A 23,095-nucleotide genomic window follows, 5' to 3' on the forward strand; every position below is an offset into this window, starting at 1 on the left:
ACCTACTCGAAGACGACCGTCTTGTGCCCGTAGGCCAGGACCCGGTCCTCCAGATGGCGCCGAACGGCACGAGCCAAAACCACCCGCTCGAGATCGCGACCCCGTCGGACCAGGTCGGCGACTCCGTCCCGGTGCGAAGCGCGGCTGACATCCTGCTCGATGATCGGTCCCTCATCCAGATCCATCGTGGCGTAGTGCGCCGTCGCCCCGATCAGCTTCACGCCCCGTTCATGCGCCTGCTGATACGGCCGCCCGCCGAGAAACGCGGGAAGAAACGAGTGGTGGATGTTGATGATCCGCGACGGGAAAGTCTCGATGAACTCCCCCGTCAAAACCTGCATGTATCGCGCGAGCACGATGAGATCGATCTGACTCTCGCCAAGGAGCGCGATCTCCTTCGCCTCCTGCTCCGCCTTGGTCTCCTTGGTGATCGGGAAGACGTGGAACGGAATCTCGAACTGCTTCGCGACGGGCTCCAGATCGGGGTGGTTCGAGACCACCAGCACAATGTCGCCCTCGAGCTCCCCCGACCGCTCACGCAGCAGGAGATCGTACAGGCAATGGTCGTACTTCGAGACGAATACAGCGATCCTCTTGCGGTCGTCGCCGTAGCGCAAAGACCATTGCATCTCGTACTTCGAGCCCACCTCGGAGACCGCTGCTTCGAGTGCGTTGCGGTCGCAGCCGACCTCGGACACGTCGAAGCGGATCCGCTGGAAGAACTGGCCGGCCTTCGGGTCGGTATGTTGATCGGCATCGAGGATGTTCGCACCCAGGCCGTAGAGCCCCTGCGACAGCGCCGCCACGATTCCCCGCTGGTCCGGGCAGCACACCAGAAGAATCGCCGTGTCGGCTCGGTCCGCTCCCGTCGCATCCGCCATGGGGGTCGAGGGTACCGCACCACTAGGACAGCCCCAAGCTTATCGATTGAAGCGGCGTTCCCGCTCCGGGCAAGCTCCGAGGAACGGCCCCTGCCCCACCGACCAAAGAGAGTCCGGCATGCACCTCGAGCGAATCCCAGCGCCACTCCCGGCTCGCCTCCTCCTCTTGGGGGTCCTCGCGCGAACCCCGGTGCCCGCAGCCGGTGCCCCCGGAGCGTCACGGTCGACATCGCCGGCTTCTCCGGCGGTGCGCCGGAGGGCATCGATCGTCTTGGTCTCAAGGAAGGCGATGGAACGAAAGCCCACATCGCCGTGAAGGCCAGGGGCCCGCTCCTCGCAACGCCGACACTGCCGCTCGTCCTACCGGTCACCGTTCAGCTCCACGCCAACGACAGCCCGAGCGCGGAGTGCTGGGAGGCGACCTTCGTAGAGTCCAAGAAAAACGACGGGACGAAGTTCAAAGCCCGCGGACAGTGAGCGCCGCCTACGACCCGGCGACCTCGTACCAGATCGGCGACGTCCAGGCGCGCTCTTGGAGGACCGGCGAGTAGAAGGGCTGCTCTTCTTCGCGTAAGCAGCACTTCCCGTAGATGTCGCCCTCGCCGCCCCGGTCCTGCGCGCGGGCCGTGGCCGCGGTCGCCTGCGCCTCGCAGTCGCCCGCGAACGGATTCACCCCGGCGGCCTGGCACTGCAGAGTGCTCCAGCGACACGTCGGATTCTCGAGGACGCGGACGTAGTAGAAAGCCGCCTGGCTCGAATCGAACTCGGGATCTTCCCAGACGGCGCAGAGAGATTGCGCTCCGGTTCCCGTAGGAGCACAGGTTTCCTCATCGATCCCCGCGCCGTTGTCGACATCGCCGGCGACGTCGTAGACCGCCTCGTGCGTCTCGCCATCCGCGTCGAGCCAGCCCTTGATGACCTGGATCCGCTGAAGATCCGTTCCCGGGTGACCGGGAATGCCGGGATCCTTCAGAGCGCTCACGAGGAAGCGCAGCGGCTCGGCGGCCGAGCCGCCCGAGAAGCGCCCCCCCATGGGAACGCCTTGGGCGTAGGCACGCGCGATCATGTCCGGTGCGTTGCAAAGATCGGCGGAAAGGGACGAGCCCCCGAAGAAGCGAACGATCGGCCGCGTCCCACTCGTGGCGTAGGCCTCCTTGCGGCGAAGCCCCGCGAAGATCGCGTCGCGCGAGTTTTCCTCAGCCCAGACGACCGCATGGCCACCCGGGTTGGAGAAGAAATGATCCTGGACGTTGCGATAGCCGGAATCCCGCCGGCCCAGGTGACCAAGGTAGTTGTCCTCCTCGGCCGCACCCGGGGTCGCGCTGTGCGTGTCCGTGCTGCCGATGAAGCCCATGGCGAACGGGTTGGTGCCGGACTTCTCACCAAGAGCGAGCCCGTCCTTTAGTGCGTTGCGCACCATGTTTCGGCGCGCGAACTCTTCGATCGGCACGGCGGCCGCGCGCTCGGTTCGAACCTTCCCGTGGACCGAGCCCAACATTGAGAGATTGTCCGCGACCACCTGCTCGAAAGTGCACTGCTCGTCTTCGGTGAAGAGCCCGCGCCGCTCGAGGCGATCGAACCTGCACTCCGAGGATGCCTTGTGCTGCGTCAGTTCCACGACTGGCTCGAAGAACAGCCGCTCCGTCGCCTCCTCGGGAGTTTCGGGGTCGCGGAACATGAGTCCGCCCGCCAGATTCGGGTTGTGCGGGATGGCCATCACATCGCATCCCTCGCCGCCTTCGATGCACTGCTCACGCAACAACTGCCACAGCTTCGGAAAGTTGTAGGAGCCGGTGTCGTAAGTCGAGATTGCGTTGTCGGTGACGGATTCGTTCCGAAAGATCACGTTCCGATGCATGTTGTTCGTCTCGGGCGCGTCCGTGTACTCGTACCCGACGAACGAGGTGAAGCTGCAGTCCGCAGAGCGGTCATAGGCCTCCTCCGCCGCCTGCTGGATCAGACTCCACGTATCGGACCGCGCCTCGTCGCAGTCCGAGAGAGTGCAGGCGAAGGACCGCGAGGGGTCATTTTCCGACATCCCCCCGAGCGACGTCCACCAAGACGCGGAGAACAGCTGCACCCACAGATTGGACGAACGCGTCATCACGCAGTGGGGCCACCAATAGCCTGCACGCCAAGGATCCGTCGTACACACGTTGATCTGCCCGAAGTACTCCGAGTGATCGGTGACCGACGCGAAGTCCAGGGGTCTCTGAATCTGCGCGATGATCTTCTGCTCACCGTCCTCGTCGGGCAACGTAATCGGCTCACCCTTCGCATAGCGATACGCGGCAGCGGGATCGTTGCGCTGGCTCGAGATGTAGGAGTCGAACGAGTAGCTCGTGTGCACGTGCAAGTCGCCAAACATCGGGCGGCGCAACGCCTCGTACTCGGCACAGGACTCACGCTTCTCCGTTCGCTCGAAGGGAGGTTCCTCCGCGCGGACTTCGACCACCACGACCAGCCCGACGAAGATCAGCAGCACCACCAGACGGGACAGATCGCACGTCATCGAGAACCCCCCCTCACAGACCATTCAACATCGCGCGCAAGCTGCGCTCGAAGACCGAGCTGAGATCGAGCGTACGGATCAACGGGACGAGCTCCGCCACCTTCTCGAACGCGGCCGCATCAAATTTCTCCGCATCTAATTGGGAAACGAGGAACTCGTCGCTTTCCGTGGGCACGCCGTGCTGCGCACGAGCGACCTCCATCGTGACGAATCCGACCGTGTGATAGAAAATCGCGAAGGTCGTCTCGATCAACTCCTGCCCTTCGAGTCCGGCCTCCTGCAGCGTCATCCCCACCGTCGTCGGGAAACTTATGAACGGAAACGGGGCGCCCTCGGTAAATCGCGGAACGCTCACGAGTTCCGGGTGCTCGAGGAGCCTTTGGCGAAGCCACCGACAGAGCCCGATGATCCTCTCCTGCCAGGTCTCACCGCTCGCCTGGGGAATCTCCAGATTCCCGAATGCCAGCTCGACCGCACCGTGGATGATGTCGTCCTTGTCCCGGACGTACGAGTACAGGGCGTTGGGCGCGACCCCGAGCTCGGCAGCCAACTGCCTCACCCCGACCGCCTCGATGCCGTGGCGATCGATATGCTTCAACGCCGCTCGGACGATGCGCGCTCGATCGAGACCGGGGCTGGTCCCTTTCACGGGGCGGCCGGGCCCTCGTTTTCGCTGTGGAATTCCTGAAATGATCAACTACCTCTAGCGGGCGGCCGCGGTGGTCCCGGGATGCCTGGGCAGAAATCCATAAAATTGTACATTATTCAATATGGGGAATCCGATCTCCTTGCGCCATCGGCGCAACGTGATGCTGTGGAGGGGTCCTCAAAGCACTGCGCACGCAAGAGGTATGCCCTGAGGGATGCCCGGAGGCCCCATCGATGACACGATTCGCGTTCTGCACCATCTTCGCGTTAGCGCTCAACGCGCTGCCCCTGTCTTCCAACGCACAGGACGGCCCAATCGAGTCACCCTCGGATTACCAACTCCAGGCGATCGACAAACAAGGCCCGCTCGACGGCGAGGAGTACGAGGCCGACGCAGCGGAGGCACAGGGCGAGGAGGCGTTGGGCGGTGCGAACACCGGGCTGTCACGCCGGGCCACTCGCGAAGTCGAGGAGATAGTGGTTCAGGCGCGGCGTCGCGACGAGTTCCTGGAGGACACCCCGGTCGCCGTGACCGCGCTCGGCGAGACCGAGTTGCGGGAGCACGGCGTCCAACGACTCGACGGAATCCAGCAGCTCGTTCCCAACCTCACCTTCGAGGGCGCTCTCACCGGCCAGCAGGTGAACATCCGTATTCGTGGTGTCGGCACCTCGGCCCCAGCGATCGCGTTCGACCCCGGCGTCGGAATGTACATCGACGGCGTCTACATCCCTCGAACGTTCGGCACGCTGATCGACGTCGTAGACGTCCAGCAGATCGAAGTGCTGCGCGGACCGCAGGGCACGCTCTTCGGCAAGAACACAGTGGGCGGCGCGATCAACGTACGAAGCGTGAAAGCACACGCCGAGCTCGAAGGGTTCGCCATGGTGCGGCCATCGAACTTCGGCAGCGTGGACACGCGCGCGATGCTGAACCTCCCGATCATCGACGACATGCTCTACAGCCGTTTCGCGATGTCGACGATCAACTCGCAGGGCTACTACTACAACACCTTCGCGGACACGTATGCGAACGACCCGTCGAACATCTCGTTCCTCGGCTCATTGCGGTTCCTTCCGACGGACGATCTCACGATCGACGTCTTCGGAACATGGTCACGCGCACGCAATCACGCGCGAGGCTCACAGTGCGTGGTCGTGGACGACGAGCCGGCGCTGTCCGGGGCCCTCCCGCCGGGCTTCTTCAAGAGCTGTGAGAATTCCAGCCCCTTCGAAGGGGAACTGAACACCATCGGACTCGCCGACACCGAGAGCTACGGAACCTGGGGGATCGCCGAGTACGACATCGGCGACGTCGGCCCCCTCGAAGAGCTGTCCCTGCGCGGCGTCATGTCCTGGCGTCAGCAGAACCCCCGCCTACGCACGGACATCGACGGCACCCGCTTCATGGCCGTGCAGAACTCCAGCGCCGGCGGTGGTGTGCTGAACGGTAAGCCCGGAACCCAACAGCAGTACAACCCCGAGCTCCTGCTCAATGGTTCCGCCCTCGACAGTCGCCTCAGCTACGTGGTGGGCGCCTTCGGTTTCTTCGAAACGGGCTTCGATGGGCGCACGCAGAGCGTCCTGCTCACCCCGGGCGGCCTGAACCGGGTCACGCTCAGCGAGACCAACATCGACAACTGGACGTGGGCCGTCTTCGGGCAGGCCACGGCCGACATCACCGAGTGGGCGAGCCTCACCGGCGGCATCCGCTACACGCAGGACAAGAAGGGCCTCACGTTCGCGCAGTTCGACCCGCGGACAGACACGGCGGTCGGCCTTCCCCTCGAGGGCCGGAAGGTCTTCGAAGCCTGGACCCCGATGGGCAGCCTCGCGCTCAGCGTGCCGGAGGACTTGTTGTTCGATACCCCCATCGATCACCTGATGGGCTACTTCACGTATTCGCAGGGCTTCAAAGGCGGCGGATTCAACGGCGTCTCGCAGCCCCGCGGAAATGTCGACGCCTCGCAGTTCGCGTTCGACCCCGAGACCCTTGAGAACTTCGAAGTCGGCTTCAAGACGATCGGCTTCGACTCGATGGTCACGATGAACATCGCGCTCTTCTACGGAAAGTACGACGACATCCAGGAGACCTCGATCAAGGACCTCGGCCTCGACCCGGACGGAGTCCCCATCATCCAGCGACTCACGCTCAACGCCAGTAGGGCGACGACGAAGGGCTTCGAAATCGAGACCATGACCCGTCCGATGGACGGGCTGATGATCCAGGGCAACGTCGGCTACACCGACGCCACGTACGACGCCTTCCCGAACGCACTGTCCGACCTGGACGGCCAGGAGATCGACCGTACCGGTCAGAGTCTCCGCGCTACACCGAAGCTGCAGACGTTCATCTCTGCGCAGTACTCCTTTGGCGTGGAGACGGGCGACGGCGCCTGGCTCGACGGCTGGCTCACGCCGCGCATAGAGTGGGCTTACCAGAGTGCCGTCAACTGGCTCGGCCCCGAGGTTCCTCAGGCGAAGGCCGTCGGCTGGAACGCGATCAATGCGCGCCTCTCGTACGACTTCTGGGATGATCGCGCGCAAGTCGCCCTCTGGGGCAAGAACCTGCTCAGCGAGGAGTACTTCGCGTACGTCACGCCGGTCATCTCGACCTTCGGCGTCGCGAACCGCTTCTACGAGCCTCCTCGCACCTACGGCGGCGAGGTCTCGTACCGGTTCTAAGGACCGGGAATTCCGGGGACACGCCTTGCCGTGTCCCCCGGCCGGGTTCCGTTCGCTAGCGAAACCGCCGTTCACTCCCGCCGGACAACCCCGGTTCACCCTGCCCCCAGAAAGCGACCGTGCATCCACGAGCGTTCCTGCCGGCGGTGCTTGACCCGGGCCCTCGTCCGCGCCTCGAGGCCTAAACCTCCGCTGCGCGAAATCTGCTGCTCCTGCGAAAGCGGAGAATCGGAGTGCGGAGAAACGCGACGTGGGCCACACTGGTGATTCTGGCAATGGCCCTCCCGACGACGCAGGCGTTCGCGAAGGTCGCCGAGTACAACCTGACGATCGCGACGCAAGAAGTCGACTTCACGGGTGAGCCGGTAAAGGCGCTCACGGTGAACGGCGGCATCCCGGGCCCGGTACTCGAGTTTACCGAAGGCGACGTCGCGCGCATCCACGTGCGCGACCGCCCAGGACGGCTCCGGACACGTGGCCGGCGTTCTCGGCACCGGCGAGCGAACCACGGCACCCGACGTCCCCCGCCCGGACTGCTACCGCAACACGATGAACGCCGGCTATCCGCGCGCCATGTGGCGGACGGCGTGGGATACGACGATCCCGGTCCGAAACCGCCACGCATCGTGAAGATGAACCTCACCGGTGACATGGATCGCTACGTGTGGAGCACGAACGGCGAGATCCTGCGCCCCGATGACACGATCCGCATCAAGAAGGGGGAACGCGTCCGCTTCGAGATGTCGAACCGCACGATGATGAACCACCCGATGCACCTCTACGGCCACTTCTACCGGGTACTGAACGGCCAGGGCGCCTACGCGCCGCTCAAGCACACGATCAACGTCTCGCCCATGGAAACCACCGTCATCGAGTTCGACGCCGCCACGCGGACGGCGAGTACGACACCGTCACCGACGGGGAGTACACCGTGGGCGCCGAGTTCATCCTCACCCGGCACTTCTCTCTCGCCGGCCAGTAAAGCTCCGAGTACGACTGGGCTGGCGGACTCCGCTTCCGCCTCTACGCGCCCGGCTTCTTCTGAACTGACCCCTCTACCCACCGAAGCCGTCGAGCCCCCCGACAAGGAGACGATGCGGACGCGCGTCGCCGCGGAGACCAACCGTAGGGTGAGGGCGTCGTTGTCGGCCGAATTCAGTGGAAGCTCCCGGGACGGCCGCCGGACATCAGGACCAACCACCGAAGGTACCCCCGACGAGAGTGACGATTAAACAAACTGCCGGGACTAACGAACGTCCCTACTTCGGAGCCCCAGGGTGGTGAGGAGTCCAGACGTCCTCCATCTAGGCCGCCTGCTCCTTGCTCGCTCGAAGCATCTTCATCGGATCGCGCATCTCGACAAAGCCGGCGACGCCACCGCCAGCCTCGATCGCGTCGTGCATCGCATACCCGAGAAGCTCCTGTGCCTGTTCCGGGAGATCACGCGCCACCTCGGGAGGAACACCCAGGTAGTTGTTCTCCTCCGTGCGAAGCCAACCGACCAGGTAGCTCAGGTGGATCCCGCGACGCCACTGATCCGCGGTCCGATTGGTCCCGGCACCGTGGAGCGTTCGGCCGAGATAGATCGCTACCGAACCCGCGGGCATCTCCGCGATGGCGACATCGTGCTCCTCGGCCTGCCGCTGCGGGTCCCACGTATGACTTCCGGGGACGATGCGCGTCGCACCGGTCTCCCCGGTGAAGTCGACGAGGGCCGTCATCGTGGCCACCTGGAACATCGGCGCGGGGCGCGGGACGTGCACCCAGACGTCCTCGTCCCGGTGCAACATCTGACAGACCGCGCCGGGGCCGACCTCGAGCACCTGGCCGACGTTCATCTGGTAGCTGGAGCACGCCGGCAGCAAGATCTCATCGCAAACGCCGAGGAGCAGTGGGTTCGTGAGCACGTCACAGAACGCGCGGGACTTGGCGGGAAGCGCACCGATCCGGCGCGTCTTGTCACCGTAGAACGCTTGACTGAGATCGTTCAGGTCAGGCGTCGTGAGCGCGGCGTTCGCCATGTAGGGGTCGAAGTCCCGGTTGATCTGGTCGCGAAGGCCTGGCTCGAGCAACCCTTCGACGACGACAACTCCGTCCTCTTGGAGAACCTCGAGGACCGTTTCCTTCGTCTCGCTTGCCTGGAAACGTCTGATCTTGGGCGCCATGGGCCCAGTTAACTCGGAGCGCGACCCTTGGACAAGAGCCCCCCGATCGGTCGGGGCGCAGTCCTGGTCGTCGAAGGATCCGTCGTTGTCGTCGTCGATGTCCATGTCGACGCAACCCGGCGCGGGATCGCTGTCCGAGTTCGTGAACTCGTCCACCAGTAAGCCCTCGCAGTCCGAGTCGCGCGCGTCACACAACTCCGGTGCTCCGGGGAACGTCGTGTCAGGCCCGTCGTTGCAATCGCCAGATACGGGAACGTCTGACCAAAGGGCTTGTAGTTCGCATCGACACAATCGGTCGACGGGGGAGACGTGCCGCCAAGGAACCGAGGGGCGAAGCCCACGACATCCTCCTCGAGACGCCGACCGTTCGGATAGGTTGCCGGCTCAGCGAGATCGAGTGCGAGAACGTCCGGGAGATAGAAGCTGGCGACACCGAGTGCATCCCCGGGGTCGCTCTCGATCCCCGTCAACGCATCGTAGATTACCTCGGAAACACCACCACGTCGTTCTTCGGCTGCCCGCGGTTGAAGGCGCCGCGCGCATGCTCGGGAACTAGCAACCCATTGATGCCCGCGAACCCCATTCGATCGACCTGATTGCCGAACGCCCGGGTTCGCGCCCACAACCCGAACGTCGGCGTCCCCATCCCAAAGAGAGGCACCTCCAACACGACGGCAGAGGCTTCCCGCCGCGCGAACGAGTCCGATGTACCTCCGTCGCAGAGCGCGCGTCCGCCCTCCCAGAGGAAAGCGTCCCGGTCGAAGAAGAACGGATCATCGAAGGCGCCAGCATGCAGACGAACTTCCTTCTTGAGCAGAAGGTCCTCCCCCGTCCGACCGTCACCGCGCATCCCCCGGAGTCCGACGCTCCGGAGTTTCACGCCCTGGGTACCGGCGGCATCGGGATCACTGAACAAACGACGCATCTCTTCACACCGCCCATACGCATCGCACCCCCTCTCGCCGGCACGTTCCCCCGCGCCGACGAGGCGCACGGCTAGCACCGGCCCTTCCCAGGCGTCAACCTAAGGGGAGCTTGCCGCGCCCCACGATCTTCCATAGCAACCTCTTTGTGAAGCTCGCTTACACCCCGGAACACGACGCCCTCCGGCAAGAACTCCGCGAGTACTACGCGGGGCTGCTCACGCCAGAGATCATGAAAGAGGTCCGGAAGAGCGAGGGCGTGGGCCCCGCCGTCCGCAAAGTCGTTCGACAGATGGGCGAAGACGGCTGGCTCGGAATCGGATGGCCGAAGGAATTCGGCGGACGAGGCATGACCCCGATCGAGCAGTTCATCTTTTTCGACGAATCCATGCGGGTCGGCGCGCCCGTCCCGATGTTGACCGTGAACTCCGTCGCGCCCACGATCATGAAGTACGGCTCGGAAGAGCACAAAGCGTTCTTCCTGCCGAAGATCCTGAAGGGCGAGATCCACTTCGCGATCGGCTACACTGAGCCGAGCGCCGGAACCGACCTCGCGTCGCTACAGACGAAAGCCGTCCGCGACGGAGACCAGTTCGTCATCAACGGACAGAAGATCTTCACGAGTCTCGCAACCGACGTCGACTACGTGTGGCTGGCGGTCCGGACGAACGAAGAGGAGAAGCGCCACAAGGGCATCTCCATCGTAATCGTCCCAGCCGACACACAAGGCTTCAAGGTGCAGCCCATCAAGAACATGGGCAACTTCAACACCAACTGCACGTTCTATGAGGATGTCCGCATCCCCGTCGGCAATCTCGTGGGCGAGTTGAACGGCGGCTGGTCGCTCATCGTGAACCAGCTCAACAACGAGCGTGTCACGCTTTGCAGCTCGGGCATGATCGAAGGCCTGTTCGAGACGGTCGTTCAGTGGACGAAGGACACCACCAACGCCGACGGGACGCGGGTCATCGACGAACAGTGGGTTCAGCTCGCAATCGCACGCATCTATGCGCAGCTCGACTTCCTTCGGTTGATGAACTTCAAGGTGGCCTGGCGGGCCGAGCAGAACATGCCCCTCGATCCCGCGCACGCGTCGACGGTGAAGGTCTTCGGGACCGAGTTCTATCTCGAAGCGCTCCGCAGCATGCTCGAGATCATGGGCCCGCAGGCGAACCTTCGACCCGACGCTCCCGACGTGATTGCGGACGGCCGCGTCGCTCAAATGCTGCGTTCCCTTCACATCCTCACGTTCGGCGGCGGCGTGAACGAGATGCAACGCGATCTCATCGCGATGTTCGGGCTTCACATGCCCGTGGCACCGCGGTTCTAGGAGACCGACCATGGACTTCTCTCTCACCGACGAACAGAACGCGATCTCGGATCTCTCCGGGAAGATTCTCACCGATCAAGCGACGCTCGAATCCCGCAAAGCCCTCGAAGAATCCAGCGAGTGCATCGACCGCGACGCCTGGGCGAAGCTCGCCCAGGCCGGGCTGATCGGCATCGCGATCCCTGAAGAGCAGGGCGGCGCGGGCGCCGGCTTCGTCGAGGTCTGCCTCGTGCTCGAACAGATCGGAAAAGCGGTCTCTCACGTGCCGTTCCTCCCGACGGTGGTCTACGGGGCCCTGCCCCTCGCCCGATTCGGCAGCGACGAGCAAAAGAGCGGGCTCCTCCCCGGGGTGGCGCAGGGCGAGACCCTGCTGACCGCTGCCCTCGGCGAGATCGGTACCGATCCGCGCAACCCGATCACCACGGCCACCAAGACCGCCGGCGGTTTCCGCCTGGACGGCTCTAAGATCGGAGTCCCGATCGCCGAGCAGGCAAAGCGGGTGCTCGTCCCGGCCCGGCTCGACGGTGGCGGAATCGCCGTATTCCTCGTCGAACCCCATGCAGCCGGCGTGCGGCTCGAAGCCCAGGAAACCTTCAACTGGGAGAGCCACTACAAGATGACTCTCGACGGCGTCATCGTCCCGGCGAGCGCGGTTCTCGGCTCGACCGACAACGGTGCCGAAGTCCTAGGCTGGATCCTCGACCGAGCGCTCACCGGTCTTTGCGCCGTCGCAACCGGGGTCGCGCAGTCGGCGATGCAGATCACGGCCGAGTACGCCGGCGAGAGAAAGCAATTCGACAAACCCATCGCGACATTCCAGGCCGTGAGCCAGCGGATGGGCGACTGCTTCATCGACAACGAAGCCATCGGTCTCACCATGTGGCAGGCTGCGACCCGCTTGGCCGACGAGATGCCTTCGGACCGAGAAGTCGCGACGGCGAAGTTCTGGGCGGGCGAAGGTGGCAGTCGCATCGGGCACGCCGCGCTCCACGTCCACGGCGGTATCTCGATCGACGTCGATTACCCGATCCAGCGCTACTACCTGTGGGCGAAGCAGATCGAGTACACACTCGGCGCGGGCACGGCACAGCTCAAACGCCTCGGAGCGATGATCGCTGCCGAGTAGCCACGGAGTCGATCGCGGGCGAGGCTCCCCGCTTGGGCGCAGAGGAACCCATCCCCAGAGCCTCGGCCTGCTCGCTCAGCAACTCCAGAGCCGCGTCGAGAACCCCACGCACGCGCCCTTTCGAGAGATTGAGTTCGTCCTGCGCTCGGTGGCCCGCGCCAACTCACCCCGGTAGTGCGCGGCAAGCCAGAGACGACCGAGATTCGAGAACAGCCCAAGCAGATACGCCCCTTCGGGATTCACCAGGTTGGCTTGTTCCGCGAGTCCCTGAGCGACTAGGGCCGCACGAAGCGACTCCATGAGGCTCTCGTAGAGACCGGGGTCTGTGCGGATGGCCTTCCCTAGATCTTGGGTCGGGAAATTTTCCTGCTGGCGCAGCTTGTGAAGCTTCCCGATGGCCTGCGCCATCGCCGGGCAGTCTCCCTTGTCAGAGATCTCTGAGAAGACGTCCGGGATCGTTGATGCTGATTCAGCCAGGGGCCTGAGGCGGCGGATCTCCTTCGGTAGGGAGCACCCACCGCAAACCCTTGCTTCTTAAGGGGACCGAATCCGCCCGGTTCGGTCCCCCCGCCCTGGTTCACGCACCCTTCAGCCGGCGATCTCCAGCTGCATTTCCTCTTCGTAGATCGAGCCTTCCAAACCGGTCTCCTGGCCCGCGCCGCGAGAGGAGCGCTTGCGCTTGCCCCGGTCCACGCGGTGGCTGCGGCGACGGCGCCCGGTCTGCGGAACTACCTCCCCCGGCGGTACCGAAAGGAGTCGGAACCGGAGGTCCTCCGGGATCAGATCCAGGACTCGGCAGATGCTGTCGAACGAGAAGAGCCAGTCGTCGCCCGGCTGGCGGATCCAGGTCTCGGCCTTCCGCGCCTCCATGCGCTTCTTCGCGCAGGTGCTGGAAACATCCGCGAGGCAATATACCGCGTCCTCGAGGATCGCCAGCATGAGGCCCCTCACGCCCGCCCGTGTCGCGAGCTCGTCTCCCGCCGTCGGGAGCTGCGTGGGAAGAAGCGTCTCCGGAGCGATGATGTTCGCTCCGTCCGTGCGATTCGGAACGCGCGCCTGGGTGCCCCCGAGGCTCGATACGATGTTGCTCGAAATCTCCGCCATCGTCATGCTGTCCATCTTCACTGGGTGTCCTCCTTTTCGAGTTCACCCCGACAACAGCGCAACGGCCATGCCACCCTCAGTGGACCGTACAACGGTCGTTTTTCGGCCTCGACGGGCGCCGGTGTCCCCGGCCGATGACAGCGTCCCGCGCGCGGGCCGTTCTACTGTCACGCGCGGGTGACGACGAAACCACACCTCCCCTTGGGACAGAAGGGCGCGACCCCGATGCCGATCGAATTCCCGCGGCGCAGCGACGTCTAATCGACGCGGTAGTCGAGACGACGGCCGGCGGTCCAGCCGCCATCGACCACTAGAGGATGGCCGGTGACGAACGACGCATCCTCCGACGCGAGGAAGAGCGCGGCCGCGGCCACCTCCTCGGGGCGACCAAATCGATCGAGGGCGTGGAACTTTCTCATCTGGTCGCGAATCTGCGGGACGGCCTGCAAGCCGGCCAGCATCGGCGTATCGATGGCCCCCGGGCAAAGGCAGTTCACCCGAATCCCATGCGGCGCGTAGTCGATCGCCATGTTTCGGGTCATGAGTACGACCCCGCCCTTCGAGGCGTTGTAGGCGAGCTGACTGGGGAGCCCCTCGAAACCCTCGACACTCGCGACGTGCACGATGCTCCCGGAGCCCGCGGCCATCATGGGCTTCAGGGCGTGCTTCGCAACGATGAAGGAGCCCTTCAGGTTCACGTCGACGACGCGGTCCCAGTCCTCGACCGAGAGTTCGTGCGCCGCACCCACACCCGAGACACCAGCCGCGTTCACCAACACGTCGATCTTCCCGTGCTTCCGAACGACCTCCTCCACCGCAGCTTCGATGGCCGGCTCGTTCGTCACGTCGGCGCCGTGCGCGCTCACGGCAGGAGCACCTTGGGCCACGGCCTCCCAGGCTTCGCCGGATGGCGGCGCGAGATCGAGTCCCACAATCGCCGCACCTTCGCGGGCGAACCGATCGGCGCACGCGGCACCGATGCCCGACGCCGCGCCCGTGATCATAGCTACCTTGCCGTCCAGTCGTCCCATCGTCATTCCTCCGGCGTTGGAACTCCCATATCGCGTGCGCCTCCTCAAGCGGCCTGATCGCGCGAGAGCCTCCTCAAACGCGGCACCGCCCCATGGGGCCTACTCCCGCTTCCCAAAGGTCGCGCGATCCGCCTGACTCGATGTGGGGGCGGCGGGCAAATGCCCGGGGAGGTCGGAAGATGAGCCAAGTGATAGTGGGCGCGGTTTGGATTTGGGGACTCGCATCGATTCCCGAACAGACACCCGTACCGCTTGCGAGACTCGGTCGCGCGGTTTTCTGGATCCTTTGCATCGCGCACGCACTCGAGATCGTAGCGTACTACGACGTAATCCGGACCGCACCGGGATCGATCGCATCGAACATTGCGCAGACCTTCCTTTGGGGAAGCTTGTATCTGCGCGAGATCGGCGCGATCGCCTGAGATGGTCTGGTGCCGAGCGCACGTTCCTGCGCGCTCGGCACCAAAAGCCGGTTAGTCGTCCTGCGGACCCGTCGGAATCTCGCGGAACGGCTTGCCTTTGTCCACGCGCATCTCGGGAGGCAACCCGAGCACGCGCTCTGCGATGATGTTGCGGAGTACCTCGTCGGTACCACCTGCAATGCGCATTCCGGGCGCGCCCAGATACATGTCCTGCCAGGTCCCGTCGTCACCGACGACGTCCTTGTCGACGAGGCCTCCGACGGTTCCCTGCAGATCCTGCGCAAACGACGCCATCTGCTGCATCATCGGAGCGCCGATCGCCTTTCCGATGGCGCCCTCGGGCCCCGGCGTGTCACCACGCAGAAGAGCGGACAACGTCCGGTAGCCGGTGTACTGCAAACCCTTGCTGGTGACGTAGAAGTCGGCCAACTGCTGGCGCACCGAAGAATCCTCGAGCGCCGACTTCCCGTTGCGCCGGCTGCGGCGCGCGAGATCGAGAAGACGGTGAAAACCACCGCCCGCACCGCCCGCACCGATCGCAACCCGCTCGTTCATCAACGTGGTAAGTGCGACCTGCCACCCATCCCCGACACCCGCGAGCCGATTCGAATCGGGCACGCGCACGTCGGTGAAGAACACCTCGTTGAATCCGGCAGCGCCGCTGATCTGTTTGATCGGCCGCGCCTCGACGCCCTCGGAGCGCATGTCCAGGATGAAGTAGGTAAGCCCCTTGTGCTTGGGCGCATCGGGGTCCGTCCGCGTGACAATCATGCCCCAGTCGCAGTAGTGCGCGCCGGTGCTCCAGATCTTCTGACCGTTGATGATCCAGTCGTCGCCATCACGCACGGCCGTCGTCCGCAGACCAGCGAGGTCCGATCCGGCGGCCGGCTCGCTGAAGAGCTGGCACCAGATCTCCTGGCCGCGCGCCATCTGCTTTACGTACTTGTCCTTCTGTTCCGGCGTGCCGTGCGCCATGATCGTCGGGCCCAGCATCCCGTGCCCGATCTGGTAGACGTTCGGCGGTATCTCGAACTTGGCCTCTTCCTGGCTCCAGATGACCGCTTCCATGCGACCCAGGGCCTGACCGCCGAACTCCTTCGGCCACGTCAGACACGCCCAGCCCTCGTCGAACTTCTTCGTCTGCCAGGCTTTGGCGTCGGCGATCATATCGTCGGTCTCCCGCTCACCGCCGAAGGGGTTGGCAGGCGAGTTCGAGTCGCGGCGCTTCGCGTTCTTCTCGAGCCACGCGCGACAGCGCGCGCGGAACTCTGCTTCTTCAGGAGTATCTTCGAAATTCATGCTGAATCCTCCGCTCTTCTCAGGCTGCGGCGCCGACGCCGGCTTCCAGACGACGGATGAGCTTCTCGCGCCAGGCGCTCGCGCTGCCCAGTGCGAGCCCCAAGAGTTTCGCACGGCGATAGAACAGGTGGCAGTCGAACTCCCACGTGTATCCGACACCGCCGTGCATCTGGATCATCTCCTCGGCGGCGAGAACGAACGCGTCGCTCGCGGCGACCCGTACGTTGCAGGCAGCCAGCGCCAGCTCCTCGTTCCCCGTGCTGAGCGCCCAGGAGGCGTAGTAGCCGTTGGAGAGAGCAATCTGGTTCTGCGCGTACATGTCGGCCATCCGATGCTTCAGAGCTTGGAACGACGCGATCGGACGACCAAAGGCATAACGGCCCATTGTGTACTCACGAGTCACGTCGAGCGCGCGTTCCGAACCACCGATCTGCTCGAAACCCATCATGACGGCGGCACGATCGAGTAGACGCTCGGCCTGCTCGACCCCCTTCCCGGCTTCACCGAGAACCTCGGCCGCCGCGCCATCGAAGGAGAGGCGCGCCTGTGAGCGGCTCGGGTCGAACGACTCGAGCGCCGCGCGTGTCACGCCGGCTCCGGCGAGGTCGACGACAAGCAGGGAGTGCCCCGCCCCGTCTTTGGCCAGAACGATTGCCAGGTTCGCGACGTCTCCGTCGAGAACCGGGACCTTCTGGCCGCTGAGCTTGCCACCCGAGAACGAGGACTCGACTTCGTCCAACTCCGGGTCGCCGAGCATCTCGACGGCGGCGAAGGTCCCGATGCGCTCGCCGCTACACAAGCCGGGAAGCCACTGCTTCTTCTGCTCTTCGCTGCCAAACTGCATCAAGGCCTCAGTCGCCAGGTAAACCGACGACGAGAAAGGAATCGGCGCGAGTGCACGACCGACTTCCTGGGCGATCAAGACTAGCTCCAGGTGGCCTAGGCCGGTGCCGCCGTACTCTTCGGGTACGGCCGTTCCCAGCCATCCCATCTCCGCGACACCCTTCCACAGATCTTGCGCGTAGGGTTCGTCGGACTCGAGCACACGGCGGCAAACGCCTAGCGTCCCGTGCTCGGTGAGATACTCACGGGCGTTCTTCTGAATGAACTTCTGATCCTCGGAGAACTCGAGATTCATCGGACCTCCTCACTTCCGTTTTTCGACAATCGTGTTTGTGTACCAAACCTGGCGGCGGACGCCCGTCGGCTACTTGGACCCGTCGATGCGGGGGAATTGGGGGCGCCGCTTCTCCAGGAAGGCATCAACCCCCTCCTTGAAATCGGGCCGCTCGAAGCTCTCGAACATCAGCTTGATCGAATCCTTCTCGGCGGGGCCGAGGGTGCCGTCGAGCTGCTCCCACACTTGCTTTTTCATGAGCGAAACCGAGGTCGGCGAGCAGTTCGCTGCCAAATCCTCGACGTAAGAGCGCACGAACGAGAGCAACTCGTCGTGCGGCAACACCCGATTCACGAGGCCGATCCGCTCGGCTTCGGCGGCGTCGAACTTCCGCGCCGAGAACAGGATGTCCATCGCGTGCGCGGGGCCCACGAGGCGAGGCAGAAGCCAGCTCGATCCCCACTCCGCGATAAGACCACGCCTGGAGAAGGCCGTCGTGAAGACGGCACGGTCCGATGCGAACCGAAGGTCGCAGGCCGCGATGATGGGCACCGCCATCCCTGCGACCGGCCCATTGATCGCGGCGATCACCGGCTTCCGTACCGAGATCAGGTACGTGTACGGGCCTCGATAGTCCTGCATCTCCGCGCGGCCCGGATCGGCGTCCAGGGCGGTGTCGGGTGCATCGGGTCGCGCCCCCGCCTGGATGGACTTGAGAAGCTTCATGTCCGCGCCCGCACAAAAGCCCCGCTCGGCGCCCGTCAGCACGATCGCGACGACGTTCGAATCGGACTCCGCCCGCCCTACGGCGTGCTTCATCTCGGCCGCCATCTGGTCGGTCCAGGCGTTGAGCTGCTTAGGGCGATTGAGCGTGATCGTCGCGACCGGGTCGTCGACGTCGTACAAAACGTGCTCGTACATGCGTGTCCTCCTGCCTGAGCTTTAGCCTTCCAGACTCCTCACGAGCCACTACGCGGGATTTTGACGCATGAAGAGGGCCGGGCTAGCCTCCCAGCCCAGTGGCTGACTCTCTGCGCGCGCGACGCCGCCTTCAAATCGGACGTCTCCGGTTCTCCGTCATAGTCGCCGCGGCGAGCGTGGCTTTCAGCAGCCCGACCGACGCGAGCCTGGTCTCTCCGGACGGCACGCGGCCCAATGTACTGCTGATCACCGTCGACACCCTGCGGGCGGACCACCTCGGAGCGTACGGCTATCGCCTACCAACCTCCCCGGAGATCGACCGCCTCGCATCCGAGGGCGTCCTCTTCACCGACGCGATCACCCCCGTCCCGACGACCGCGCCGGCGCTCGCGTCCCTTCTCACCTCACGTCACGCGGACGGTCACGGTGTACGGGAGAACTTCGGCGAGCTTCCCGACGGCTTGACGACCATCGGAGAGACCTTCGCCGAAGCCGGCTATGACACGGCCGCGTTCTACGGAAACGGCGCGATCCAAAACGGCTTCGGCCAGGGATTCGGCCGCTTCGAAGCCTTCGCCGACCACTGGTTCTTTCGCGACAAGGCCGGAACCGACAAGGCGATCGCATGGCTCGAGACGGCCAAGGCGCCCTGGTTTCTCTGGATTCACTTCATGGACCCGCACGGTCCTTACAATTCGTCCGCGTCGGATCGCAGCGCCGCGCTCGAGTATCCGGACACACCTCCACTGGCGCGAGAGCTTCCCAAGGTCGAGCAGAACTACGGCTACGGGGTCATCCCGAAGTACCAACAGCTGCCCGAGCACTCCCGAGTCATCGATTACGTCCGTCGTTACGACGGGGAGATCATCGGAACCGACATCGAGGTCGGCCGTCTCCGTGCCGCCTTGGAGTCCTCCGGGACACTCGACACCACGCTCATCGTGCTGACCGCCGACCATGGCGAGAGCCTCGGTGAGGGGCGCTACTACTTTCAGCACGGGAAGCTGCTGAACGAGCCGTCCGTCCGCGTGCCGCTGGTTCTCCGTCATCCCGCGCTCCCGCGTGGGCTTCGGAACCCGACGCCCGCGTCTCTGGTCGACGTCTTCCCGACGATTGCCGCGCTGACCGACGTTTCCCCACCGCGTGGCCTTGCAGGCCGGGACCTGAGCGCAGCGATTCGCACACCCGAAACCGCCGCTTCGACCATCCGGGTGACCTATACCGTCACCTCGAACCACAAGACGGCGATTCGCCGTGGCCCGTGGGAGCTTCGCGGCACGCCCCAGCGCAACGGAGCCGCGGACGACTTCCAGAAGGTCGAGCTCTTCGACACCCGCACGTCGCCGCCGACGCGCATTCCCGAAGGAGAGCAGCCAGAGGTTCGGGCGGAGCTCGAACCGCTGCTGCACACCGCAGCCAAGAAGGTGCGCGAGAAGCCCGCGGCGCACCGGACACCGACTGAAGACGAAAAGAAGCGGCTGCGCGCCCTCGGCTATATCGACTGAAGCCCAAACGGCGCTGTCGAGAGCGGTGCACTAATCGTTGCCGAACTGCCAACGCAGCCCAACCGTCGTCGCGATCCTCTCTGCCTCTTCACGACACGACTTGGCCTTCTTCTTCTCGCCACGCTCTGTGAAGAGTCGGGCGCGACCAGCCAGGGCGGCCGCAAGCGTCGTCGGCGCATGAATCTCCCGTGCAACGCGAACCGCTTCCTCGAAGAAATAGTCCGCGCGCTTCCAGGACTCCGAGCCCTGCCGCAACGCGACGGCCCCGAGATCGCACGCGCTTTGTGCGCGACGTAGGCGACCGCCCGCGCGACGACGCACACTCTGCGCCACCCGCTCGGCGCGTTCCGGATGCCCCGCGGCGAGAAAGGCCTCCGTGGCGAACCGCAGCAACTGCTGTACGCCCACGGCCCCTGCCAGGTTGTTCTCGATCTGCCGGAGAAGGCGCTCCTCGTCGATCGGCGCGCCCTCGCCTCGCCCGGCGAGAACCGCGATCGCCGCCAGGTTCGGAACGCCACTGCTCGAACCCACGGCGGCGGCCAGCGCCAACCCCTCCTGCGCCCACGCCAAGGCCGCTGCGAGTTCCCCGCGCAACAGGAACACCGACGCGACTTGACCCGCCGATATGATCCGCACGGTCCGATTCCCGATTTCGGTCGCCAGATGAAAAGTCTTAGTCGACGCCGTCAGAGCGTCGTCGAGATCGTCACGGTAAAGCAACACCGCGTCACGGGAGACTCGCGCCCCAAGCAAGAGGTCCGGAACGTGCTCGGCCTGCGGAGTCGCGGTAACCTCGGCGAGCACGGTCTCCGCGCATTCCGCAGCCTCCTCGAACCGGCCGTCGAGGGCGTACCCCACCGCGAGGCCGCGGCGAACGCGCCAGGACCATTCCACCTCTTCCTCCGCTTGCGCGAGGTCGCGCGCGCGGATCAGACGCTCGAGGCCACTCACGTGCTGTTCGGCCGCACCGAACACGCGCAAGAGTCCCTGGAACGTCTCGACCGCGATACGATCCTGAGCGGTCCCCACGAGATCCAAAAGGCGCTCGATCTCCCCTCCCATCGACTCGATCGCAGCTTCCCTCCCTTCGCCGAAAACCGCGGCGAGCCAGAGGAGTCGAGAGCCCGAGAATAGCGCCTGCCGGGCCGCGCCCTCACCCGCCGTATCGCGACGCGCGATCTCCCACGCCTGCCGGTACAGGTGCGCGGCCGTTCCGTACGCGGGAACGGTCTCCGCGTGGGCCGCCGCGGCAAAGAGGTGGGTGAGGGCCTCGTCGTGGCTCTCTCCGTTGCGAAAGTGGTACGCGAGCACCGCGCTGTGTTCACCCGGGTCGGTCCCATGGCGACGCGAGAGAGCCTCCGCGATTGCGTTGTGCAGCTGGCGGCGCTGCTTCAAGAGCAGTCCTTGATAGGCGACCTCTTGCGTGAGGGCCTGCTCGAAGACGAAGTCGTGCGCCGCGCCGCTCGTCGAGAGCCGCACGACTCCCGCGTCGCGAAGCGCTGCCAGGCGATCGCCGACTTCGATCCCGTCGGGCGACAGCAGCTCCTCCACCAGAGGCGCGGAGAAGTGCCGCCCCATCACGGAAGCCACCTGAAGTACGCGCTTCTCCTCCAGCGGCAGTCGATCGAGGCGAGCTGCGACGATCTCGTGCACCGTAACGGGCACCTCGATCTCGGCGAAGGAGCGCGCCGTGAACGTCCCGTCCCCCGCCTCGACCAGCACACCCGTTTCGAGCAACTCTCGCGTGACCTCTTCTGTGAAGAACGGATTCCCTTCCGCCCGATCGTGCACGGCGTCGACGATCTCGGGCGGGGCTTCGCCGCCGGCAATCGCGTGCACGATCGCCGCCGTCTGTTTCCGCGTGAGACTCGCCAGCTCGATTTCTTCGACGTCCTGGTCGTGCACCCAGGGGACCGGGGAGTCCGGGCGATAGGTGCAGACGACCAGTACGGCCGCCGCCGGGGTTCGCTCAACCAAGACGCCCAGGAGTTCCTTGGACGCCTCGTCGATCCACTGCGCATCCTCCAACACGAGGACCAAGGGGGCACTCCGGCTCTCCGCCAGAAGGAAGCCGGTGACCGAGTCGATCGTCGCGTGACGAAGCTCAGCCCCCTCGAGCCCAGTGGAGCCGCCGGCGTCGAGTCCCAACAGACGCGCCAACGTGGCCGATGCGTCGCCGGAGGGGGCTCCCGCCTCGGCGAAAACCCGGCTCAGCCGCGCCGCAGCCGCGTCTTCGCTTCCGCCTTCCGGAAGGACGTGGCTCTTGAGCGAACCGACGAAGGGGCGGTACGCTGCCCGTTGCGTGTACGAGAAGCACTGGGCCCAGAGCACCGTGCTGGACCGCGCTTCCAAACGCCGAACGAACTCGGTGACGAGCCGTGACGCACCGACCCCGGCGTGACCGACGATCCCGACCGCTTGCCCCTGCCCCTGCGCCGCGCGCTCGAAGGCGGCCTCCAGACACGCAAGCTCCTCTTCGCGCCCGACGAACAGAGCCGAGCGCAACGCGCGCCCCGACAGCGGCGTCTTCGTCGCGAGCGCGCTTTCGACCTCGAACACGGCGACGGGCAGCGCCTTGCCCCGAATCGCTTGTGGGCCGAGAGGCCGGAGTTCGAAGTGCTCGGCAACGAGACGTTGGAGCGACTCGCTGAGAAGAATCGCTCCCGGGCGCGCGAGTGACTGCAGCCGCGCCGCGAGGTTCGTCGTATCGCCGATCGCCGTGTAGTCCAGCTTGAGATCGCCGCCGACCGTGCCGACGATCACGGGCCCGGTGTTGAGTCCGATCCGCGCGGTCAGAGCCGGACGGCCTTCGGCTCGCAGCGAATCACTGAGCGAAGCGAGCCCGTCGCGCACCGCGATTGCCGCCTGAACCGAGCGCATCGGCGCGTCCTCGTGTGCGAGCGGCGCGCCGAACAAGGCCATGACTCCGTCGCCGGCGATCTGATTCACGAGACCTTCCGCACGACCGACTTCGTGAAACACCACCGCTAGGTAGCGATCGAGAAGATCGCGGAACTCCTCCGGGTCCATCGCTTCCGCAATCGAAGCGGAACTCACCAGATCACAGAACAGGACCGACACCTGTTTGCGCTCGCCATCGATTCGCCCGCGCGTCGCGAGAACCTTCTCCGCGAGACCGGCCGGCATCTGCTCACGCAAGCGACGGAACGAACTGGCCAGCGCGACGCGACGCTCATCGGTACCGATGCCGTCCCCGCATGCGGGGCAGTAGACGAACGTCAGATGGACCGGCTGCTCGCATGCCCCGCAGCGCCCCGCGATCTCGACGGCGCACGTGGGGCACTTCTCCACGTCGGCGGGGATCGTGGATCCGCAGCCCAAACAGGTGAGTTCCGACATGGCCATCCTTCCGGGCGGATCATAGAGCCATTCGGCTTCCAGCCGAAGAGCGCTCCACGACCGGGCCTT

The 23,095-nt window shown here is 65.0% G+C and carries 19 protein-coding genes and 1 pseudogene; 7 read left to right on the top strand and 13 right to left on the bottom strand.

The window, feature by feature from the left end; all coding sequences use genetic code 11:
• Window positions 1-2: 2 nt before the first annotated feature.
• Window positions 3-881, bottom strand: coding sequence for a formyltetrahydrofolate deformylase (gene purU / locus P8R42_23445; protein MDG2307553.1), 879 nt, complete (start codon window positions 879-881; stop codon window positions 3-5).
• Between the two features lie 312 nt (window positions 882-1,193).
• On the opposite strand from purU, the gene P8R42_23450 reads away from it, so the two are divergent.
• Window positions 1,194-1,358, top strand: a complete 165-nt coding sequence (locus P8R42_23450; GenBank protein MDG2307554.1) for a hypothetical protein — start codon at window positions 1,194-1,196, stop codon at window positions 1,356-1,358.
• Between the two features lie 7 nt (window positions 1,359-1,365).
• Here the strand turns inward: P8R42_23450 and P8R42_23455 are convergent, their stop codons facing one another.
• Entirely contained in the window at window positions 1,366-3,393 is a 2,028-nt protein-coding gene (locus tag P8R42_23455; protein ID MDG2307555.1) for a DUF3604 domain-containing protein, read from the bottom strand.
• A gap of 13 nt (window positions 3,394-3,406) precedes the next feature.
• A complete protein-coding gene (locus P8R42_23460; protein ID MDG2307556.1) occupies window positions 3,407-4,042 on the bottom strand; it encodes a TetR/AcrR family transcriptional regulator in 636 nt (211 codons plus the stop codon).
• 233 nt (window positions 4,043-4,275) lie between these two features.
• Between P8R42_23460 and P8R42_23465 the strand changes: the two genes are divergently transcribed.
• On the top strand, window positions 4,276-6,723 hold the full coding sequence (locus tag P8R42_23465; GenBank protein ID MDG2307557.1) for a TonB-dependent receptor: 2,448 nt from the start codon (window positions 4,276-4,278) through the stop codon (window positions 6,721-6,723).
• A gap of 611 nt (window positions 6,724-7,334) precedes the next feature.
• Window positions 7,335-7,607, top strand: a pseudogene (locus P8R42_23470) (multicopper oxidase domain-containing protein).
• Between the two features lie 420 nt (window positions 7,608-8,027).
• Here the strand turns inward: P8R42_23470 and P8R42_23475 are convergent.
• Genes P8R42_23475 through P8R42_23485 form a run of 3 tightly spaced genes read right to left on the bottom strand, consistent with a single transcriptional unit; the run spans window position 8,028 to window position 9,813 of the window.
• Entirely contained in the window at window positions 8,028-8,993 is a 966-nt protein-coding gene (locus P8R42_23475; GenBank protein ID MDG2307558.1) for a phytanoyl-CoA dioxygenase family protein, read from the bottom strand.
• Window positions 8,897-9,358, bottom strand: coding sequence for a DUF4331 family protein (locus tag P8R42_23480; GenBank protein ID MDG2307559.1), 462 nt, complete (start codon window positions 9,356-9,358; stop codon window positions 8,897-8,899). The genes P8R42_23475 and P8R42_23480 overlap by 97 nt, the downstream gene beginning before the upstream one ends.
• 11 nt (window positions 9,359-9,369) lie before the next feature.
• A complete protein-coding gene (locus tag P8R42_23485) occupies window positions 9,370-9,813 on the bottom strand; it encodes a hypothetical protein (protein MDG2307560.1) in 444 nt (147 codons plus the stop codon).
• Window positions 9,814-9,959: 146 nt separating this feature from the next.
• On the opposite strand from P8R42_23485, the gene P8R42_23490 reads away from it, so the two are divergent.
• Window positions 9,960-11,141 carry an acyl-CoA dehydrogenase family protein gene (locus tag P8R42_23490; GenBank protein ID MDG2307561.1) on the top strand — a complete coding sequence of 394 codons (1,182 nt, stop codon included), beginning with the start codon at window positions 9,960-9,962 and terminating at the stop codon, window positions 11,139-11,141.
• 10 nt (window positions 11,142-11,151) lie between these two features.
• Complete coding sequence (locus tag P8R42_23495; GenBank protein ID MDG2307562.1) at window positions 11,152-12,267, top strand: acyl-CoA/acyl-ACP dehydrogenase; 1,116 nt, start codon at window positions 11,152-11,154, stop codon at window positions 12,265-12,267.
• 75 nt (window positions 12,268-12,342) lie between these two features.
• Here the strand turns inward: P8R42_23495 and P8R42_23500 are convergent, their stop codons facing one another.
• The 3 genes from P8R42_23500 to P8R42_23510 form a co-directional block, all read right to left on the bottom strand.
• The gene (locus tag P8R42_23500) at window positions 12,343-12,675 is read right to left on the bottom strand and encodes an HDOD domain-containing protein (GenBank protein ID MDG2307563.1); all 333 of its coding nucleotides are present in this window, start codon (window positions 12,673-12,675) and stop codon (window positions 12,343-12,345) included.
• 180 nt (window positions 12,676-12,855) lie between these two features.
• On the bottom strand, window positions 12,856-13,392 hold the full coding sequence (locus P8R42_23505) for a hypothetical protein (GenBank protein ID MDG2307564.1): 537 nt from the start codon (window positions 13,390-13,392) through the stop codon (window positions 12,856-12,858).
• 236 nt (window positions 13,393-13,628) lie between these two features.
• The gene (locus P8R42_23510) at window positions 13,629-14,402 is read right to left on the bottom strand and encodes an SDR family NAD(P)-dependent oxidoreductase (GenBank protein ID MDG2307565.1); all 774 of its coding nucleotides are present in this window, start codon (window positions 14,400-14,402) and stop codon (window positions 13,629-13,631) included.
• A 179-nt stretch (window positions 14,403-14,581) separates the two neighbouring features.
• On the opposite strand from P8R42_23510, the gene P8R42_23515 reads away from it, so the two are divergent.
• Window positions 14,582-14,824: a hypothetical protein gene (locus tag P8R42_23515; GenBank protein MDG2307566.1), complete on the top strand. Its 243-nt coding sequence runs from the start codon at window positions 14,582-14,584 to the stop codon at window positions 14,822-14,824.
• Between the two features lie 51 nt (window positions 14,825-14,875).
• On the opposite strand, the gene P8R42_23520 is transcribed toward P8R42_23515, so the two are convergent.
• The 3 genes from P8R42_23520 to P8R42_23530 form a co-directional block, all read right to left on the bottom strand.
• Complete coding sequence (locus tag P8R42_23520; GenBank protein ID MDG2307567.1) at window positions 14,876-16,123, bottom strand: acyl-CoA dehydrogenase family protein; 1,248 nt, start codon at window positions 16,121-16,123, stop codon at window positions 14,876-14,878.
• Between the two features lie 19 nt (window positions 16,124-16,142).
• The gene (locus P8R42_23525) at window positions 16,143-17,261 is read right to left on the bottom strand and encodes an acyl-CoA/acyl-ACP dehydrogenase (GenBank protein ID MDG2307568.1); all 1,119 of its coding nucleotides are present in this window, start codon (window positions 17,259-17,261) and stop codon (window positions 16,143-16,145) included.
• A 69-nt stretch (window positions 17,262-17,330) separates the two neighbouring features.
• Complete coding sequence (locus tag P8R42_23530; protein ID MDG2307569.1) at window positions 17,331-18,161, bottom strand: enoyl-CoA hydratase-related protein; 831 nt, start codon at window positions 18,159-18,161, stop codon at window positions 17,331-17,333.
• Window positions 18,162-18,337: 176 nt separating this feature from the next.
• Between P8R42_23530 and P8R42_23535 the strand changes: the two genes are divergently transcribed.
• Complete coding sequence (locus P8R42_23535; protein ID MDG2307570.1) at window positions 18,338-19,666, top strand: sulfatase; 1,329 nt, start codon at window positions 18,338-18,340, stop codon at window positions 19,664-19,666.
• A 30-nt stretch (window positions 19,667-19,696) separates the two neighbouring features.
• Here P8R42_23535 and P8R42_23540 read toward each other — a convergent pair whose 3' ends face one another.
• Window positions 19,697-23,026 carry an AAA family ATPase gene (locus P8R42_23540; GenBank protein MDG2307571.1) on the bottom strand — a complete coding sequence of 1,110 codons (3,330 nt, stop codon included), beginning with the start codon at window positions 23,024-23,026 and terminating at the stop codon, window positions 19,697-19,699.
• Between the last annotated feature and the right edge of the window lie 69 nt (window positions 23,027-23,095).

Source organism: Candidatus Binatia bacterium, assembly GCA_029243485.1.
Lineage (GTDB): Bacteria > Desulfobacterota > Binatia > UBA12015 > UBA12015 > VGTG01.

Coding starts and splice junctions, on each gene's coding strand:
- purU (MDG2307553.1), bottom strand. CDS start 881: ATGGCGGATGCGACGGGAGCGGACCGAGCCGACACGGCGATTCTTCTG.
- P8R42_23455 (MDG2307555.1), bottom strand. CDS start 3,393: ATGACGTGCGATCTGTCCCGTCTGGTGGTGCTGCTGATCTTCGTCGGG.
- P8R42_23465 (MDG2307557.1), top strand. CDS start 4,276: ATGACACGATTCGCGTTCTGCACCATCTTCGCGTTAGCGCTCAACGCG.
- P8R42_23475 (MDG2307558.1), bottom strand. CDS start 8,993: ATGGACATCGACGACGACAACGACGGATCCTTCGACGACCAGGACTGC.
- P8R42_23485 (MDG2307560.1), bottom strand. CDS start 9,813: ATGCGTCGTTTGTTCAGTGATCCCGATGCCGCCGGTACCCAGGGCGTG.
- P8R42_23495 (MDG2307562.1), top strand. CDS start 11,152: ATGGACTTCTCTCTCACCGACGAACAGAACGCGATCTCGGATCTCTCC.
- P8R42_23500 (MDG2307563.1), bottom strand. CDS start 12,675: ATGGCGCAGGCCATCGGGAAGCTTCACAAGCTGCGCCAGCAGGAAAAT.
- P8R42_23510 (MDG2307565.1), bottom strand. CDS start 14,402: ATGGGACGACTGGACGGCAAGGTAGCTATGATCACGGGCGCGGCGTCG.
- P8R42_23515 (MDG2307566.1), top strand. CDS start 14,582: ATGAGCCAAGTGATAGTGGGCGCGGTTTGGATTTGGGGACTCGCATCG.
- P8R42_23520 (MDG2307567.1), bottom strand. CDS start 16,123: ATGAATTTCGAAGATACTCCTGAAGAAGCAGAGTTCCGCGCGCGCTGT.
- P8R42_23525 (MDG2307568.1), bottom strand. CDS start 17,261: ATGAATCTCGAGTTCTCCGAGGATCAGAAGTTCATTCAGAAGAACGCC.
- P8R42_23530 (MDG2307569.1), bottom strand. CDS start 18,161: ATGTACGAGCACGTTTTGTACGACGTCGACGACCCGGTCGCGACGATC.
- P8R42_23540 (MDG2307571.1), bottom strand. CDS start 23,026: ATGTCGGAACTCACCTGTTTGGGCTGCGGATCCACGATCCCCGCCGAC.